Below are 18,477 nucleotides of genomic sequence, written 5' to 3'. Positions count from 1 at the left end.
ATCTTCTCGCACCTCGAAATCGACTCGGGCATTACCCAAAACAAACTCATCACGCCAGATTAGAGCGGAACGGTGGCAGTAGCCAGATTTGCGCCGCTTCAATCACCTCATTCATTCGCTTTTCGTCCAACTCACGAATAATGCGTTGCAGGTAATAATCCTCACCTTCACCCCGCATTCCCATATTGCCCTGCCAGGCTTGCAGTAAACGGGCGCGCGCTTTGTTCTGCGCTTCCTCATCCGACCGCAGGCTATCGCTTTCACGATCGTAACATTCAGCCAGCCAGGCGCTCCCCGCTTTATTGAGCAATAACAGCGGCTTGTTCATTCCCTGACGATAGCCATCCAGCATGACAGACAGATGCTCTCTGGCCTGCGCTTCCGACAAGGCAGCAAAGCGCCACGCCGTATCTTCCCGCCCATACAGGCGGCTTTCACCCTGCCCGCCCGTTGCACAGTAGGCCAGATGCTCCAACCACAGCGTAATGCCATCCTTCATGGAAAGCGTGCCGGGACGCCAGCGCAGCAAACCATCCGGCTGCACCTGATTCAGCCAGCCGCTGATACGCACACCGTCGAGGAGAATATCCACTTCCCGACTCGCCGACAGCGACGGCATTAGTTCATCACGCACACGCGCAGCCAACTGCGCCATCTCCTGCTGCTGTTCCTGCCAGTAAATTTCGCCGAACGCGCCATAGGGCAACTCACCCGCAGCTCTGGCACGGCGATACAGTTTTTCGGTATCGCCTTCATTAATCAAGGTATTAAGCAACTCGCTATTCAATTGATAGCGGTTAAGGCTATCAACCACAAAGGGCTCTTCATCCAACAGCTCATCGCTGTGCAGCATAAAACTCACGCCAAGCCGCAGTTGAAAAAAGGCTCGCACAGGATGACGATAAAAACGTTTCAGATCGTCCAGGCTGACATCCCTATCACTCGCTCTTTCGGACAGCGCTTCGCGATCGAAATCAGGCTGAGCTTCCCCTTTTTGGTTCGCCGCCGCTAGCCACTCTGCCGCAAAGCTCAACGGCTGCGGTGCAGACAGGAAGTTATTCGCATCAAAAGGCATACGGCTATGTTCGCGGCAAAGGTGCTTCACCACGCGCTCCGCACTGCTATCGATATCCAGCGCCTCATCGCCCGGCAGGACGTAACTTTGTGCGATATATTCAGTCAGTTCGCTGACCAATACAGAAGGATAGCGACGCGTATTATCCTGAATTGAGCGCCCGATATAGCTGATATAGAGTTTGTGCTGCGCCGACAGAAGCGCCTCAAGAAACAGATAGCGGTCATCATCACGTCGACTACGGTCACCGCGCTTGATTTTCCGCCCCATCAGATCGAACCCGAGCGGTGGCAGCGTTCGAGGATAAACGCCGTCATTCATGCCCAGCAAACACACAACCTTGAACGGGATGGAACGCATCGGCATCAGCGTACAAAAATTGATCGATCCAGCCAGAAAACGCTGGCTGAGCCGCTCCTGATCGAGACGCCGCGACAGTTCATCACGTAACCGGGAGATCGGCACCTGTTGCGGATAATGCGCCATCGTGCCCATACCAATCACGTGCTGCCACTGTTTTTCCACCAATGCCAACGCCGCTTCGGTCTCACTGTCAGCATCAAAGAAGGTTTCGATCAACTCTCGACACAGCGGTAGCCAGTCGACAAGCACGCGCGGCTGAGACAGGCGCTGACGCCAATGGTGGATCTGCATCAGCAGTTCGGCCAGTTGACCGGCCAGTTCGGCAATCAGGCCGCTGGATTCATCATAAGGCAGCACGCCTTGCCAGTCGCCGACCTGGCTGTCCATTGCATAGCCCAGCAACATTCTCGTCAGGCCGAAACGCCACGTATGCTGCCCTGTTGGCGGCAGCATCAGATCGCGCACGTTGTCGTCATCCAATCCCCAGCGCACACCTGATTCCACGACCCACAGGCGCAGACGCCGTAGCCCTTCTTCCTGAATACCGAAACGCGCAGCCAGCGCAGGCACTTCAAGCAATGCCAGAACCTGTTCCGCCGTAAAACGGCTCGTCGGTAAATCCAGCAGGCTGATTACCGCCTGCAAGGCGGGATGCGCATGTCGCGCACGCTGATCGGAGATGGCAAAAGGCAGGTAGCGGTTATCTGGCGCGTTGCCAAACACCGCCTGAATAAACGGCGTATAGCTGTCGATATCCGCCATCATCACAATGACATCACGCGGCATCAGTTCAGGATCGTCGGCCATCATGGCCAGCAGCCGATCGTGAAGCACTTCAACCTCTCGCTGCGGGCTGTGGCAAGCGTGGAAATCGATCGAACGATCGTCGAGTGTCAGCAGGCGTTTTTGCATGCTGGTGTTCTGCGTTTCATGGCTAACAGCCACCACTGCGTGGTCTTCCAGCTCAAGAATATCGCGCTGCAAGGTTTGCAACAGGTTTTCGCCATCCGACTCAACAAAGGCGTCGATCTCCTGCACGTTATCCAACTCAGCCAGCAGATAAAGGTTATCGCGCCCCAGCTTTCCCCACGATGCCAGCAGCGGGTTATTAATCGACTGTTTACCGTCGTCGTTGAACAATGTTTCTGCCTGCGAGGGATTGCGAAAGAGCGGACGAGTTTCATCAGTCTGCTCGCCGTCAAAGCGATGTAAGCGGCGGTTGCGGGCTTTTAGCTTCGCCAGAAATTTATAATCCTGAATGTCACTCCAGTAATGGCGGCAGGGATTGGTAAATAGCAGGTGCACATCAATATGACGCGCCAGCGCGTTCAACGCCTGTAAATAGATGGGGGGTAACGCCGAAATGCCGCAGATAAAAACACGTGGCGGCAGGCCTTTCGGGCACGTTTTTGCCTGTTCTAACGCAGTAATAAAGCGTTGATACAAAATCGCATGGTGCCATTCGGGCTGCGCCAGCTCTCGAGTGTAGCCCACCAACGCACGCCACAGCGCCGACTGCCACAGCTGGTTCCCGCCAAGATCGTCAACCTGTTTCCCTTCTTGCCATGCCTTGATCCATTCCGGGCGATAAATCAGGTATTGATCGAAAAGATCCGCTACGCGTCCGGCAAGCTGATGCAGCTTGCGCTGGTTATCATCATCCTGCAAATAGTGGTTAAGGGCTGCAAAATCAGGCTGTGCCAACAAATCGGGCAGCAAATGCATGAGCTTCCACGTCATTGCATCCTTGCTGAAGGCGCTTTCTTTTGGAATATCCGGCAGCACATGGCGACACATATTCCACAAAAAAACACCGGGCAGCGGGAATTGAATATTGGCAGCAATCCCGAAGTGTCCAGCCAGTTCAATTTGCAGCCACTGCGCCATCCCCGGACTTTGAACTAAAATCACTTCCTGCTGGAAGGGATCCGCAAGCGGCTGACGTTTTATCAACTCAACCATCAGTCTTTTCAAGATATCCAACTGATTGGAGTGATAGATTCTAAACATTCTGGCTCCTGCTCGCCGCGGCTTACGATTTATAATTCATAGTTTACCCAAGTATGCCTATCCAACAGGCGATGACAGGCAAAACCAACGGTTTAGTGTAGCCTGATAGCGACGTGGCGTCATGACTCTTGCCGTTACCTGACGGCATTCTCCATTCAGTCGCTGCTCTGACACACTAAACTGCCAGTTTTTACTCGCAAGAGACGCGGTATTATCACTATCAGACGGATTATACCGTACACCCGCTTCATAGGCCTCCAACTGCTGCATCGCCAACCGCCAGGCCTGACGCTGCTGCAACTGGTGTTGAAATGATTGCTGCAAGATCTGGTGATATTGCAGTAACCCCATCAGCGACACAGCAAACAGCAGCACCGCCACTAGCGTTTCCGGCAGGCTAAAGCCAGATTGATGGCTCGCAACCCCCTTGTTCAGCGCGCTATTCTGTTGCATCACAGCGTGTCATATCCTTATCAGGACAAAAATCTAGCCAGCCGTTACCCAATGGTTGAATCACAATCTGGCCCGACGATTGTGCCGAGAATGACACACGCTGGTACAACCTCAACGATCGCACCGAAGCGGGAAGAGTCCCTTCGCCACGCAGTAATCCTTGCTCCCCATCCGAGGCCACACGCAGGCACGCTACGAGCTGTTCTGCCGATAACTGCTGACACTGCCAGCTTTCCGTCAATGTTGCCCAACGCTGCCCTCTTCCCCAATTCAGCGAGGACAATGCCTGATTGAATGCGCGCAGATAATGCCGCTCATCGTTTCCCATCTGAATGGCAGCATCAAGCTGGCGCTGCAAACCGGACATCAACAGCAGGCCAATAATGGCGATGAGCAGCACCATAGCCAGCGTTCCACTTCCCTCCTGATGTCCTTTTCTCATTGGTTGCGACCAAGAATAAGGCGAGTGGTATGCTGCCGAATGGCAGGACGTTTGGCCCAATAACCCGCGAGCTGTAATTCATACAACGCCGTATTATTTTGTGCAGACAGACGCTGTAACCGGAACACTGTGAGAACCACTTCTTGCGGATCAAACAGTTTCTCCCACCTGTCGCCCTGACAGTTATGCGCCCCGCTCTGGATTTCCAACGACCGGCCACGCAGGCGATAGCCAAAAGACTCGGCATCCTGCTGTTCCCCACCGTCCCAAATCCCATTTCGGTTCAGATCGTAAGAGACATTCAGACAGCTGTTTTCCGCCTCGCTCGGATACTTCCCTATGCTAATTGCCTTTCCCTGACAGGTTCCCGCACAAAAACCGGCACGACGGATATCTTTCTCAACCCCCATCGCTACCTGACTGAACAATTGCTCCAGCCGGAAAAGCTGTGCGCTGTCCTGACTTTGACTGCGCAATAGAGGGTACAACTGTGCCGCCGACAGCATAATCAGGCTACCTAAGCTCAGTGCTAACAGGATTTCCGGCAGAGTGAATCCACTCTGCTTGCACCTCAGCCTTGGTTGCCTCAACACGGTCTGTCTCAACGCTATCGGTTTCAGCATAGGGGAATCGCCAGAACAGCCGGCGCCTCGCTGCACAGACGCATGCGTCCTCTCACCGAGATGATGAGACGAAGCTGACCCGCAGAATTCGACAGTGATATGTGTCCAGCCTGTGCCGCGTTGCGCAAGCCAAAGAACGTAAAAACGTTGCTGGTGAACTTTGCCAGCACAACATCCTGCGTGCGGCGAACGAACTGTCCCGGATGGTTCTCACGGCACGTCTCCTCTGCCTGTTTTTCATTCTGCCCCGTCACCATGCACCATAGCTCTCCCTGCGGTATGAGCTTCGCCGTGCGGGTTTCGTTATGCCAGTAGGCATTCGCCTGAACCCGACTCAAAAAATCCAGCAGTTGCTGTGCACTCTGCTCCAGACGAATTGCCTGCTGATACTGAATCCAGCCATGCAAACCGCCGCCCGCCATCAGCGCCACAATCGTCAGCACCACCAATAATTCAAGCAAGGTAAACCCTCGCCGTTGTCGATTCCCTGTTTTCATGGCGTCAGGATAGTGAGTCTTCTCTGCAAAAACAGCGTGTTAACAGCACTATACGCGTCGGCTCGCAATGTTTTACTGCAACGATGTAACAACAGAAAAAACGTGCGGGGAGGTAGGGAAAACGAGGGAATAGCAGGAGAAAGCACGCGGTGAAGGAGGTAATGTCACACCCCGAGTAAGTCGGTGACAAGGAGGAATCGAACTCAGGATAAGGAGATCGAAATGAAATCAACAACAGTGAGAGAAAATGGGACCTCGGCTCTGGAAGTGGCAAATCGTTACTTTAGTACGGTTAACCTTGGTATGTCAGTTTCCCCAATGAACCAGGATGATGTTGACTGGTGCATTGCTCTTGCCAGAGAAAGCGATTTCGATATTGACTGGCGCTTGGCAAAAATGAGCCTTTACGCTGATAGTGAATTCGGGTTTATCTTTAAGATCGATACTGACATACCAATAACCAAACCCGACGGGGCTTGTATTTGTTCGTTCAACACGACAAACCATATATTAAGCATTGAGTTACTTCAGAATTTTTCAAAAAGGGGATCTATCCTAGATGGGAAAATGCTGACTTATTGTTTAATCATCATCCTATTTTTCCTCATCAGGGTGGAAGGTGAAGGCGTTTATATTCAAAGCCCAGTCAATGAAAAAGTTGCTGATTATTATATCAAAAGTCATCAATTTTTAGATGTAAGCGGGGATAAATCTATTCTCTTTCGCTCGGCAGATGATTTACTAAACTGGTTTATATCGTATTCAAATCGGGGATAGCACATTGAGGAAGAGTAAATAATGCGCGACAATGCGGCTAATAAATCGTCATTTTTCGAGGTGATTATGAATAAAGAGCCGACAGATTACCGTGTAACTGTGTCATCTCGACAGATGAAACCTCATGCTGGTCGCAAAATGCAAATTACCAGTGAGGAAGAACTATTTACTCTCATGCTTATCGCGTCAGATGGGGTTAGAAATTCCCCAGCACCATCGATTCAGGAAGTGGTAGGTCCGTTGCACAAAGATAAGTAACAAAAAGGGCCGCATTACGCGGCCCTCGAAAACATGGGGAGACTTTAGATCGCAACCGGGGCTTTGATGGCGGGATGTGGATCGTATCCCTCGATTTCAAAGTCCTCGAAGCGGTAGTCGAACAGCGTATCCGGACGGCGCTTAATCACCAATTTAGGCAGCGCGCGTGGTTCACGGCTCAACTGTAAATTCGTCTGTTCCAGATGGTTGTTGTACAGATGCGTGTCGCCACCAGTCCAGACGAAATCACCGACATCCAGATCGCACTGCTGCGCCACCATATGCACCAACAGTGCATAGCTAGCGATGTTGAACGGCAGGCCGAGGAAGATATCGCACGAGCGTTGATAAAGCTGGCAAGAGAGTTTGCCATCCGCCACGTAGAACTGGAAAAATGCGTGGCACGGTGCCAGCGCCATTTTATCCAGCTCACCCACGTTCCAGGCAGACACGATAATACGGCGAGAATCTGGATCCTGTCTCAACTGGGTCAGGACATTCTTCAACTGGTCGATCTGACGGCCATCTGCGGCACCCCACGAACGCCACTGTTTACCGTAAACCGGCCCCAAATCACCGTTCTCATCCGCCCATTCGTCCCAAATGCTGACTTTATTTTCATGCAGATAAGCAACATTGGTATCGCCGTTCAGGAACCAGAGCAGTTCATGGATAATCGAACGCAGGTGGCATTTTTTGGTGGTAACCAGCGGAAACCCGTCCTGCAAGTTGAAACGCATCTGATGGCCGAAAATAGAACGCGTGCCCGTGCCGGTACGGTCGGCTTTCGGCGTGCCCTCTTCAAGCACTTTTTTCATCAGATCCAGATACTGTTTCATACTACCTCACCACAAATATTAAAGAAGGACGGCGGATTATTGCTGTGCAGGCTGACGGCGATAGGCCCAGACCATCATCAGAATACCGGCGATCACCATCGGCAACGACAGGATTTGCCCCATGCTGAACAAGCCGCCAAACAGCCCCAGTTGCGCATCCGGCTGGCGGAAGAATTCAGTAATGATTCGGAACATGCCATAACCGATCAGGAAAAGCCCTGAGACGCTGCCCATCGGCCGAGATTTACGAATAAAGAGATTCAGAATGATAAATAGCGCCACACCTTCCAGCATCATTTGATACAGCTGGGAAGGATGGCGTGGCAGCATACCTAATTGATTAAAAATCGTCTGCCACTGCGGGTTGCTGACAGCCAGCGCCATATCTTCGCCACGCGAGCCAGGAAACAGCATGGCCCACGGCGTATCCGTCGTCACACGTCCCCAGAGTTCGCCATTGATGAAGTTGCCCAGTCGGCCAGCACCAAGCCCGAAAGGAATCAGAGGGGCAATAAAATCAGCAACCTGGAAGAAATGGCGTTTGGTGCGATGCGCGAACCACAGCATGACGCAGATGACGCCCATTAAGCCACCATGGAACGACATGCCGCCATCCCAGACTTTGAAAAGATAGAGCGGATTTTCAAGAAATGATGGGAAGGCATAAAACAGGACATAGCCCAGACGCCCGCCGACGAAGACCCCAAGGAACCCCATATACAGCAGGTTTTCGACTTCATCTTTAGTCCAGCCGCTACCCGGTTTATTCGCCCGACGCACCGCCAGCCACATGGCAAATATAAACCCCACCAGATACATCAGCCCATACCAGTGCAGCGCCAACGGGCCAATTGAGAAAATCACGGGATCAAACTGAGGAAACGCCAGATAGCTTGTCGTCATCATTCACCACATATTTTATTGTGTTATCCCTGTTTTCGGGATCGTCATTGATAGGCAAAAGGCAGGAGAATGAATCCGTTCCTGCGAACCGCGGTGGCGAATCATAGCATACGCACCCACGCTCGTTGATCGCGGAGGGGAAAAGTTCTGTAAAACATTGAGTCGTTGTTAAACATTTACTCGCAATTAAATCTTGATGTGTCCGTCGATATCGCACCGCGACGGATTAGCGTCCGCCGCGAATCAAGCCGCCCAATCCGCGATCTTCCATGAAAATCGCCGCCCACTGTCGGACTTCCGTTGCGCTCTGCGCACCGAGCAATTGCTTCACCAGCGCCTGCGATTCAGCCAGCGTAATTTGGCGCAGCAGATATTTAATTCGCGCAACGCTGCGCCCGTTCATACTGAACGAGCGATAGCCCAACCCCGTCAGCAATAGCGCACCAAGTGCTTCTCCCGCCATTTCACCGCACACGGAAAGCGGAATGTTATGCCGTTCGCATTCAACAGCAATCATATTCAGCGCCTGTAACATAGAAGGGTGCAGACTGTCATAGAGCGATGCCACGTGAGCATTGTTACGATCTACCGCCAGCAGATACTGCGTCAGATCGTTCGTACCAACCGAAACAAAATCGATGCGGGAAGCCAGATGAGAGAGCAGGAACAGCATCGACGGGACTTCAATCATGATTCCAATGCGCGGCTTGGGCTGCGGGAAGCCCAACAATTCTTCTACCTCGCCCGCAGCCTGATCGATCAGGCGACGCGCTTCACTGATTTCATCCAGACTGCTGATCATCGGCAGCAGGATATTAAGATTGCCAATATGCGCGTTGGCGCGCAGCATCGCGCGCACCTGAATCAGAAAGATTTCAGGCTGATCGAGCGTAATACGAATGCCGCGCCAGCCGAGACACGGGTTTTCTTCGCTAATAGGCAAATAAGGCAGCGGCTTGTCCGCGCCAATATCCAGCGTGCGCAGCATCACGGGGCGCGTAGGATAAAGCGCCAACATGCTTTGATATTGCGCCATCTGCTCATCTTCGGACGGAAATCCACTTTGCAGCATAAACGGAATTTCCGTGCGGTACAGACCCACACCATCAACCTGATTGATAAAGCGTTTTTCGTGTTCAGCGCTGAGCCCCGCATTCAGCATGACCTGAATGCGTTCGCCGCTTTTCAGTACGGCAGGCTGTTCCATTTCGCCTTCGGCCAGGCGGGTCAGCTCATTTTCTTCCGTCAGCAGGCGCTGGTATTCCTGTACCAGCACGGGTTCAGGATCGACCAGCAGCTCGCCGCGATAACCGTCGATGATCAGCAGGCGCTGATGCAGCAGGTCGGGCTGAATGTCCGCGCCCACCAGCGTCGGAATGCCCATCGCACGGACGAGAATCGCCGCATGCGAATTCGCGGCACCGTCATACACAACAACACCCGCTAGACGCTCCGGCGGCAACTCTGCAAGCAGTGTGGCCGTTAATTCATCCGCCACGAGGATAAAGCGCTCAGGCCATTGCCCCATGATTTGCGCGTTATCGTCGAGGTGGAACAGCAGCCGTTGCCCCAATGCGCGCAGATCGCCCGCACGCTCGCGTAAATAAGTATCCTGCAAATTGGTAAACTGCGCGGCAAAGCGCTCGATCACCAGCTTTACGGCCCACTCGGCGGCATTACCCGCATCCACTTCCTGAAAGAGTTCACGCTTGAGCCGCGCATCATTCAGCAAGTGCGAGTACAAATCGAAAATCGCCGCACTCTCTTTCTGCGCGCTGGCGCTAAACCGCTTGCTGAAGCGGCGGAATTCCGCCGTGGCCTCTTCCAACGCCTGCGTTAAACGGGAGCGCTCACGCTCGCTATCCAGACTCGATGCGGGGAAAACCTGTTCCAGAGAAGGCTGGGTACAATCCTGCCAGCCGGGGGCAATCGCCACACCGGGTGCAGCTACCAGCGCCTTAACGCGCGTCTGACGGTATTGACCGAAGAGCGTTTTTATCTGTGAAAGGGAAAGAATAGCGGCCATCTGCGTGGCCAGCGTCACCATGAACGATTCTTCGTTTTTATCAAACTGACGATGTTCACGCTGCTGCACCACCAATACGCCAAGCAGGTGGCGACGGTAGATAATGGGAACGCCAAGAAAAGAGCGGAAATGTTGCTCTTTCACAGCGGGGATATATTTAAAGCTGGGATGCGCACGAGCATCAGCCAGATTGATGGGCTCAGCACGTTGCCCGACCAGCCCGACAATACCTTGCCCAAACGCCAGCGTAACCGTGCGCCCGCGCGGCTTTTTCAACCCGCGCGTTGCCATCAGGTAATAACATTGACGATCGTGATCGGCCAGATAAATGGAACAGACTTCCGTGTCCATAGCCTGACAGGTCTCATTGACCAGAATGTCCAGCGCATCACTAAGGCGGGCCGTTGCCGCAACGTTTTCGACAATTTCTCGCAAGCGCGTGAGCATAATGTGCCTGAATTACCCTCTTTTTCGCCGAGGACCGGATGGCGTAACCACCCGAGCCGCAACACTCTCCTGAAGCAGTATCACCGGATTGATAAATTCCTTCATCACGCGACGATACACATCTCGCTTAAAAGAGACGACCTGACGTACCGGATACCAGTAACTCACCCAGCGCCAGCCATCAAACTCCGGCGTGCCGCTGCTCTGCATATTGATATCCGACTCATTACACATCAACTGTAGCAAAAACCATTTCTGCTTTTGGCCGATACAGACCGGTTTTGTATCCCAACGCACCAAACGCTTTGGTAATTTATAGCGTAACCAGTTACGGGTAGATGCCAAGACGCGCACATCCTTTTTTCTTAACCCGACTTCTTCAAACAGTTCGCGGTACATCGCCTGCTCAGCACTTTCACCGGGGTTAATCCCCCCTGCGGAAACTGCCAGGAGTGCTGACCATAGCGCCGGGCCCACATCACCTGCCCCTGCCGATTACAAATTACAATACCAACGTTTGGGCGGTAGCCATCATCATCGATCACCGGACTACCTCGATAAACATCAATGCAAAGATGACCTGATTGTTTCACACTCCCGTCAGGTGGTAAACCACTGCTTAGAAAGCATGTGATACGAATAAAAGTAAGATAACCCACAGATAAGATCAAAGTTATAAACATGTGAAGACCGGAATCGGCAATTTATTCACTTTTTCTGTGGACATCTTTGTGCAGAACCCATGAAGAAGTGAGTAAAACTCATTTTTAATGAAGAAAAAATATTAATGCGAATTAAAAAATAGTGCTTTTTATTCATAAAATTACAAACCATTTTACTTGAAATGGCGACCCCTTATTTTTTGTTCAAATGGCATACAACGCAAGATTGGCGAAAGATCGCACTATGCCGATTTTATCCACAGGGAATACCTCAAAGTCAGGCAATAAATAGGCAAAAACAGCAAAAAGGTCGGGAGTCAAGGCTGTAAATCGAACCAGTAATTCATGTTTATGTGGGTTATCCAAGAAATCTGTGGATAACCTAGTGTAAGATCCTGTTTATTGTCGGTGGCTATACGTGCACAGTTTGCAAAACGGTGTTAAGTGATCGCCATCACACTAAAAAAAAGCACTACGAATCATGCTATTATTGTTTTTCTCCACAGTCTTGCAGGCTGTGCGTTGGTATTCTCTATCTATTGTATTTTTTTTGAGCGGAAAAATATCGGGCTATACGCTATGAATTCACCCACGGTTCACACGACTGCGCCGCCAAGTGAGCACACGTTGCTGGAACGCGCGCAATCCCTCGCGGGTTATAATCTCGCGGAGTTAGCGGACATCGCTCGCCTACCCCTTCCTGCCAACCTGAAACGTGATAAAGGCTGGATTGGTATCTTGCTGGAGCGTTTTCTGGGTGCAAGCGCAGGCAGTAAGCCCGAGCAGGATTTCCCCGACATCGGCGTTGAGCTAAAAACTATCCCCATTGATGAACAAGGCAAACCACTGGAAACCACGTTCGTCTGCGTCGCGCCGTTAACAGGCAATAGCGGCGTGACGTGGGAAAGCAGCCACGTACGACACAAGCTCGCGCGGGTACTGTGGATTCCGGTGGAAGGCTCGCGGCACATTCCGCTGGGGGAACGCCGTATTGGCACCCCGCTGATCTGGAGCCCCAATGAAGAAGAAGAGGAACAGCTGCGCTGCGATTGGGAAGAGTTGATGGACCTGATCGTGCTTGGCCGGGTAGAAAGCATCACCGCCCGACATGGCGAAGTGCTACAGTTACGCCCCAAAGCGGCAAATAGTCGGGCATTAACCGAGGCAATTGGCGAATTTGGTCAACCGATTCTGACCTTGCCACGCGGGTTCTACCTGAAAAAAACCTTTACCGCGCCGCTACTGGCCCGCCACTTTATGCAGCTCAGCAGCTGAATTTCATCAGCGCGATGTTCTATTAGCACGATGCTTCATCAGCGCTCCGCTTCATCGTACACGAGCCTTATACGCCGCACTCGATTACGCAGCCAACGCACATGCAACTTGAAGTATGACGCGTATATCTCTACGACATCACACTTTCGCTTGCCTACACACTAAGCTGGCAGAGTATAATATCGTTTACGTTTCGTTTAAGGTGTATTGAAATAATGTTTGATTGGATTGTTGATCCGAACGCATGGTTAGCGCTGGGAACGCTGACTATTCTGGAAATCGTTCTTGGGATCGATAACATTATTTTCCTGTCTCTGGTTGTCGCCAAACTGCCTAAAGCCCAGCAAAACAAAGCTCGCCGCATCGGGCTGATGGGTGCGATGTTAATGCGTTTGGGACTGCTTGCTTCTATTGCCTGGGTCATGCGTCTGACCGACCCGCTGTTTACCATCGCAGGCAATGAAATTTCCACTCGTGACCTGATCCTGCTCTTCGGGGGACTCTTCCTGATCTGGAAGTCGAGTATGGAAATTCACGAAACCGTCGAAGGCGGTTCAGCAGAACAGACTTCCAAGGTGTACTCTTTCTTTGGCGCGATTGTGCAGATCATGTTGTTAGATATTATCTTCAGCCTGGACTCGGTTATCACCGCCATCGGCCTGTCTGACCATCTGTTTATTATGATGGCAGCGGTCATCATCTCCGTTCTCGTGATGATGTTCTCTGCGCGCCCTATCGGCGAGTTTGTCGAACGCCATCCGTCCGTCAAAATGCTGGCCTTGTCGTTCCTGATCCTGATCGGGTTCACCCTGATTCTGGAAAGCTTCGATGTTCACGTACCGAAAGGCTACATCTACTTCGCCATGTTCTTCTCGATGTCCGTCGAAGCATTGAACCTGCTGCGCAGTAAAAAAGAAAAAACGACGCACTGATTGCCGCATAGCGAGCGCTCACGATAAAGGCGTCCTAATCAGGCGGCGACCAGCCGCCTGATTACACAACATTAATTCTCTCCAAACACATTTTTTCCATTATTCCTACGTTATCCCCCGCAACCATTTGCTAGACTCACCCTAAGCTTTGGCATTTATGAACAGGTTAATATGATGAAAGTACGGATGAAAATGGCAATCACACTGGCGTTATTATTCACTCTGGCAGGCTGTTCCAGTGACTACGTGATGGCGACAAAAGAGGGGCAAATGCTCCTGACGCAGGGAAAACCCGTACTGGATAAAGATACCGGGCTGCTTAGCTATACCGATGAGCAAGGTAATCAGAAACAAATCAACCGCGATCAAGTCTCCCAGATAGTGCAGCGCTAGCGGCAACGTTAACCCGATATATCCCCCATCGAACGACGCTCTTCGGCAAAATCCTGCTGAAGAGCAACAGAAGAGACTTCCCCACTCGCCACGGCTTCGTTTATAGTCGAATTCAGGTGTGTTTTCCCAAACTCATTGGAATCGCAGCAAATCATGCGGGAATGACGGGAAATGCGCCTGCTATTTTCAGACATAAGGAAGCTGGCAATGCAATATCACCGTATTCCCCATAGTTCTTTAGAAGTGAGCGTACTGGGTCTTGGTACGATGACCTTTGGCGAACAGAACAGCGAAGCAGACGCTCATGCCCAGTTAGATCACGCCATTGCCGCAGGTGTTAACCTGATTGACACAGCAGAAATGTACGCCGTTCCTCCGCGCCCGGAAACACAGGGGCTAACCGAGAGCTATATCGGTTCCTGGCTGAAATCCCGTGGCGGACGTGAAAAATTGATTGTGGCCAGTAAAGTCTCCGGCCCCGTGCGTGGAAACGATCACAGCATCCGGCCACAGCAGGCGTTGGATAGAAAAAACATCCGTGCCGCGCTGGATGCCAGCCTGCAACGCCTGAACACCGACTATATCGATCTCTACCAGTTGCATTGGCCACAGCGCCAGACCAACTGCTTTGGCAAGCTGAACTATCAGTATACGGATGACAAACCGCAATATACTGACGACAAATCGGTAGTAACGCTGCTGGAAACCCTGGAAGCGCTGAATGAGCAGGTGCGTGCCGGTAAGATCCGCTATGTCGGCGTCTCCAACGAAACGCCGTGGGGCGTGATGCGCTATCTGCATCTGGCGGAAAAGCACGACCTGCCGCGTATCGTGTCGATTCAGAATCCCTACAGCCTGCTGAACCGCAGTTTTGAAGTCGGCTTAGCGGAAATCAGCCAGCATGAAGGCGTAGAACTTCTCGCCTATTCGTCACTGGCGTTCGGTACGCTGACGGGTAAATACCTGAACGGCGCGAAACCTGCTAACGCACGCAACACGTTGTTTAGCCGCTTCACCCGCTATACCGGCCCGCAGGCTCAGGCAGCGGTTGCCGAGTACGTCGCGCTGGCACAAAAGCACGGTCTGGATCCGGCGCAAATGGCATTGGCATTTGTGCGCCAGCAGCCGTTCGTCGCCAGTACGCTGCTGGGCGCGACGACACTGGAACAGCTGCAAATCAACCTCGACAGCCAGAACCTGACGCTAGACAGCGAGATCCTTGACGAGCTGGAAGCGATCCACCGCCGCTTCACGTTCCCGGCACCGTAAACGACAAAATCGGGGCTACAGGAGCCCCGAACCGCCTCCTTCACAAACAACCTCTTAGTCACATTTTTATGCAGATGCGGAGGCTGTTTCGTGCGCCACAATACCGCCATTTTCATGCTACGTCGCAGCACGCGCCCGACTCAGGGCGCTCAGTCGCCGCCGCCCTGAGAACCCAGGCTTTCCGGCTAAATTATGTCGCTGCGCGATGCCATCGGTGTTCATGACCGCTAGACGAGCCGCCAGTGACGCGTTCCCGACGCGGCACTAGCTTTCGCGGCATATATGCCGCTCACTCGGCGGTCATGCCCACCGCTGCATAATTTCTTACGCCGGATAACGGCCAACCCCGTTTGCACCCTACATTAACTGTGTATAAGAGGCGGCTTCACCGGAGAAGAGCAGACACTTAATTATGGGCATCGCTGTTTTTGGGCTGAAACAGCGGAATATCCTTGCCCGTGATATAGCGCCTACGCAACCAAGACGATATCCCATCCATAACCATCACTATCGCGACTAAAATCAGGGTGATAAACATCACCACATCCCAGTTCCATAAGCGCATGTTCTCCGCATAAACCAGCCCGATGCCCCCCGCGCCGACAAACCCTAATACAGCGGCAGAGCGGGTATTGGATTCAATCTGGTAGAGACTGAGCGCCAGAATGATGGGGAACGACTGCGTGAAGATACCAAAACGGTGTTTTTGCAACGCAGTGGCACCTAATGCGCTCAGGCCTCGTCCGGGTGAACGTTCGACGGCTTCGTGCCCTTCGGCGTAGAGCTTGCCGAGCAGGCCAATATCCTGCATCACGATAGCCAACAGCCCTGCCAGCGGCCCCAGCCCGACGGCTCGCACGAATATCAGCCCCCAAATCGCCATATCAATACCGCGCATCATGTCCAACAGGCACCGCACCAGCAGCGCAATCGGCCGTAATCCGCGGCGCTGCATGATGTTACGCGCCGCAAAGAAGGAGAGTAACAGTGCGATACAGGTCGCCGTTACCGTTCCCGCAAACACGATCGACAGCGTGATGGCAATTTGCGACAGGTAGTAACCAAAGGGCCAGTTGAGGAAGTCATGCCAGACAAACATGCGTAAAAAATAGCGTCCCAGCTGCGCCGAGCCATTGGCCCACTGCTGCCAGCTGATGCCAAAGGTCTGGAAAAAAAACAGGTAATACAGCGTGACCACCAGCGCCAGCAGCATAACTCGGCGTAGATAGCGCGACTGTATGCGAAACAGGTCAGGATGCTGCTTTTTCAATTGTTCGACATCAGGCGACGTTACGGTTCTCATGTCACTGTCCTTCTACTACGCGGCGGCGTAAATAGCCGGATAAACCATCCAGCAGCGAGACCACAACAAGAATCAGCAATAACGTCATACTGACCTGATCGTAGCGATCGAGCTTAATGTTGGTCATCAGTTCCTGACCGATACCGCCCGCGCCAACCAGACCAAGAATGGTGGAGGAACGGAAATTAATCTCCATGCGCATAAAGCTGTAGGAGAGAAAAATCGGCTTTACCTGTGGCCAGAAGGCGAAACGCATAATCTGGAGCTTATTGGCACCACAGCTTGCCAGACCGCGTACTGGCCGATCGGAAGCACTTTCCAAAGACTCATAAAACAGTTTGGTTAAGCTGCCGACGGTGTGTAGCGCCAGCGCAATAAAGCCGGGCATGGCGCCAATACCAAACGCCATGACAAACATGACCGCCCAACCCAGCTCCGGCATGGTGCGTAAAAACGCCACCAGCGCGCGAATAGTCACACGCAGCAGCATCGAACTTTGCGTATTCGCGGCGGCACAGAATGCCAGCATCGTGGCAACTGCCACCGCAACGATCGTGGAAGCCAGCGCCATTTGCAGCGTTTCCCAGATCAGCGGCAGCTGTATCGGCAGCCGATATCCCCAATAAGCCAGAGAGCCTTCGGTGTGAGCATTCGCCAGAAGCTGCTGCCAGTGCAGCACAGGTAGCGTATCGCGCAAGTAGCTGAAAAAACTCGGCAGAGAAGACCAAATGGTCGCGGGGCTGAATTCAGCGACCTTGCCCGCTCCCAGAAACAGGCAGGCTAGCAGTAAAGACCACAGTAGCGCTTCACGCTTCTGTCGCCCTTTAATCTGTTGATAATATTGCTCAAAGTCATTATTCAACGCAGTGTCCTGTTTACCGAGCGATACCGTATGCCCTGACCTTGCTTCGCGGACTGCCAACGGTAACGCCCGTTCGATGTCATGTCCGAACAGGCGTTGAGGGAATGGCGAGCGCCTGCTCTCGATCAGCGATTGCCCTGCGTCAGTTCGCGTTTCATATCGATGATGTGTTGGTAATCATTCAGGCTTGCCGGGCCGATATGCTGAGTCCCGCCCATCGCCTTGGTAAAGCATTCATGCTGTTCTTTATCCAGCTTCATCACCGCAGTAATGACCCTCTGCTTGAAATCAGCAGGTAGCTTATTGCTGACCAGAATCGGGCCGTTAGGGATGATCGGGGATTGCCAGATAATTCGGATCTGCTGCATCAGATTCGGGTGTTCCATGCGGATCAGGCGAGTAAAAGCGCCGGAAGTATAGCCCGTGTTGTAATCACCGACCATTGATGTCCAGGCAACAGCACCATCAAATTGGCCGTTCAATACGCCCAGGATGTCCTGCTCATGGCCGCCAGAAAACGTCACGCTGGAAAAGAAATTGTTGTATTTGTTATCGTTATTCCCGCCAAATTTTTGTTTGAATATCTGATTGGGCACCAGAAAGCCTGAGGTGGAATCGGGATCGGCAAAGCCAAAAGATTTCCCTTTCAGGTCTTCCAGCTTTTTGTATGGACTGTCGGCCTTGACCACCACGACAGAGTGGTAGCCGCGTGACTGATCCTTATCGTCAACGGCGATACCAACAATATCTACCGCGTTAGGATCTTTCAGATAAACGGAGGCAAAAGACGACGGCGACATGCTCAGAACCAGATCGACTTTTCCCCCCAGCAACCCCTGAATGACGCCGGAGTAATCCGAAGCGTTACGCAACCGAGTCTCAACCCCCAGCTCTTTATCAAGGAACTGTTTGACGCACTGGTTATCACCGATCTGCTGTGTCGCATTTTGTCCGCCCAAAATACCCAAATTCAGCTCCTTGGGCATCCCCGCCGCCGCCGCACTGAAGACGGTTAGTGAGCTGGTCAACATCATCGCCAAACCAAAGATCTTTCTCATTGTTATCACC

The 18,477-nt window shown here is 52.4% G+C and carries 18 protein-coding genes; 6 read left to right on the top strand and 12 right to left on the bottom strand.

Going from position 1 to position 18,477, the window contains the following annotated elements; translation table 11 throughout:
- Positions 1-49: 49 nt before the first annotated feature.
- Genes recC through BJJ97_RS10085 form a run of 5 tightly spaced genes read right to left on the bottom strand, consistent with a single transcriptional unit; the run spans position 50 to position 5,463 of the window.
- Positions 50-3,448: an exodeoxyribonuclease V subunit gamma gene (gene recC, locus BJJ97_RS10105; protein WP_095993862.1), complete on the bottom strand. Its 3,399-nt coding sequence runs from the start codon at positions 3,446-3,448 to the stop codon at positions 50-52.
- A gap of 57 nt (positions 3,449-3,505) precedes the next feature.
- Complete coding sequence (locus BJJ97_RS10100) at positions 3,506-3,901, bottom strand: prepilin-type N-terminal cleavage/methylation domain-containing protein (RefSeq protein WP_095993861.1); 396 nt, start codon at positions 3,899-3,901, stop codon at positions 3,506-3,508.
- Positions 3,888-4,343 (bottom strand): YgdB family protein, encoded by a 456-nt coding sequence (locus tag BJJ97_RS10095; protein WP_227003587.1) that lies wholly within the window; start codon positions 4,341-4,343, stop codon positions 3,888-3,890. The genes BJJ97_RS10100 and BJJ97_RS10095 overlap by 14 nt, the downstream gene beginning before the upstream one ends.
- Positions 4,340-4,966 carry a prepilin peptidase-dependent protein gene (locus BJJ97_RS10090; RefSeq protein WP_095993859.1) on the bottom strand — a complete coding sequence of 209 codons (627 nt, stop codon included), beginning with the start codon at positions 4,964-4,966 and terminating at the stop codon, positions 4,340-4,342. The genes BJJ97_RS10095 and BJJ97_RS10090 overlap by 4 nt, the downstream gene beginning before the upstream one ends.
- Positions 4,960-5,463 (bottom strand): prepilin peptidase-dependent protein, encoded by a 504-nt coding sequence (locus tag BJJ97_RS10085; RefSeq protein ID WP_095993858.1) that lies wholly within the window; start codon positions 5,461-5,463, stop codon positions 4,960-4,962. The genes BJJ97_RS10090 and BJJ97_RS10085 overlap by 7 nt, the downstream gene beginning before the upstream one ends.
- Before the next feature lie 222 nt (positions 5,464-5,685).
- Between BJJ97_RS10085 and BJJ97_RS10080 the strand changes: the two genes are divergently transcribed.
- Together BJJ97_RS10080 and BJJ97_RS10075 are read left to right on the top strand one after the other, a co-directional pair.
- Positions 5,686-6,240, top strand: a complete 555-nt coding sequence (locus BJJ97_RS10080; protein ID WP_193438359.1) for a hypothetical protein — start codon at positions 5,686-5,688, stop codon at positions 6,238-6,240.
- A gap of 21 nt (positions 6,241-6,261) precedes the next feature.
- Positions 6,262-6,498 (top strand): hypothetical protein, encoded by a 237-nt coding sequence (locus BJJ97_RS10075; RefSeq protein ID WP_095993857.1) that lies wholly within the window; start codon positions 6,262-6,264, stop codon positions 6,496-6,498.
- 44 nt (positions 6,499-6,542) lie between these two features.
- On the opposite strand, the gene thyA is transcribed toward BJJ97_RS10075, so the two are convergent.
- The 4 genes from thyA to rppH form a co-directional block, all read right to left on the bottom strand.
- The gene (gene thyA / locus BJJ97_RS10070; protein ID WP_095701828.1) at positions 6,543-7,337 is read right to left on the bottom strand and encodes a thymidylate synthase; all 795 of its coding nucleotides are present in this window, start codon (positions 7,335-7,337) and stop codon (positions 6,543-6,545) included.
- Positions 7,338-7,373: 36 nt separating this feature from the next.
- A complete protein-coding gene (lgt, locus tag BJJ97_RS10065) occupies positions 7,374-8,240 on the bottom strand; it encodes a prolipoprotein diacylglyceryl transferase (RefSeq protein WP_095995351.1) in 867 nt (288 codons plus the stop codon).
- A gap of 226 nt (positions 8,241-8,466) precedes the next feature.
- Entirely contained in the window at positions 8,467-10,713 is a 2,247-nt protein-coding gene (gene ptsP, locus BJJ97_RS10060) for a phosphoenolpyruvate--protein phosphotransferase (RefSeq protein ID WP_095993856.1), read from the bottom strand.
- Positions 10,714-10,725: 12 nt separating this feature from the next.
- Positions 10,726-11,190, bottom strand: a complete 465-nt coding sequence (gene rppH / locus BJJ97_RS10055) for an RNA pyrophosphohydrolase (RefSeq protein WP_337248129.1) — start codon at positions 11,188-11,190, stop codon at positions 10,726-10,728.
- Positions 11,191-11,954: 764 nt separating this feature from the next.
- Between rppH and mutH the strand changes: the two genes are divergently transcribed.
- The 4 genes from mutH to BJJ97_RS10030 all read left to right on the top strand — a co-directional run bounded on the left by mutH (position 11,955) and on the right by BJJ97_RS10030 (position 15,244).
- Complete coding sequence (gene mutH / locus BJJ97_RS10050) at positions 11,955-12,650, top strand: DNA mismatch repair endonuclease MutH (protein ID WP_010282867.1); 696 nt, start codon at positions 11,955-11,957, stop codon at positions 12,648-12,650.
- 215 nt (positions 12,651-12,865) lie between these two features.
- On the top strand, positions 12,866-13,582 hold the full coding sequence (locus tag BJJ97_RS10045; RefSeq protein ID WP_095993855.1) for a TerC family protein: 717 nt from the start codon (positions 12,866-12,868) through the stop codon (positions 13,580-13,582).
- A 174-nt stretch (positions 13,583-13,756) separates the two neighbouring features.
- On the top strand, positions 13,757-13,975 hold the full coding sequence (locus BJJ97_RS10040) for a YgdI/YgdR family lipoprotein (protein WP_174872011.1): 219 nt from the start codon (positions 13,757-13,759) through the stop codon (positions 13,973-13,975).
- A 207-nt stretch (positions 13,976-14,182) separates the two neighbouring features.
- Positions 14,183-15,244 carry an NADP(H)-dependent aldo-keto reductase gene (locus BJJ97_RS10030; RefSeq protein WP_095993854.1) on the top strand — a complete coding sequence of 354 codons (1,062 nt, stop codon included), beginning with the start codon at positions 14,183-14,185 and terminating at the stop codon, positions 15,242-15,244.
- A 406-nt stretch (positions 15,245-15,650) separates the two neighbouring features.
- Here the strand turns inward: BJJ97_RS10030 and phnE (BJJ97_RS10025) are convergent, their stop codons facing one another.
- From phnE (BJJ97_RS10025) to phnD, 3 genes are all read right to left on the bottom strand, one after another.
- Entirely contained in the window at positions 15,651-16,547 is an 897-nt protein-coding gene (gene phnE / locus BJJ97_RS10025; RefSeq protein WP_095993853.1) for a phosphonate ABC transporter, permease protein PhnE, read from the bottom strand.
- A 1-nt stretch (position 16,548) separates the two neighbouring features.
- Positions 16,549-17,409: a phosphonate ABC transporter, permease protein PhnE gene (gene phnE, locus BJJ97_RS10020; protein WP_095993852.1), complete on the bottom strand. Its 861-nt coding sequence runs from the start codon at positions 17,407-17,409 to the stop codon at positions 16,549-16,551.
- Between the two features lie 125 nt (positions 17,410-17,534).
- A complete protein-coding gene (phnD, locus tag BJJ97_RS10015) occupies positions 17,535-18,467 on the bottom strand; it encodes a phosphonate ABC transporter substrate-binding protein (protein ID WP_095993851.1) in 933 nt (310 codons plus the stop codon).
- Between the last annotated feature and the right edge of the window lie 10 nt (positions 18,468-18,477).

It is taken from the genome of Pectobacterium polaris, assembly GCF_002307355.1.
In the GTDB taxonomy this organism is placed as follows: Bacteria; Pseudomonadota; Gammaproteobacteria; order Enterobacterales; family Enterobacteriaceae; genus Pectobacterium; species Pectobacterium polare.
This window is presented reverse-complemented; position numbering and strand designations above follow the sequence as displayed.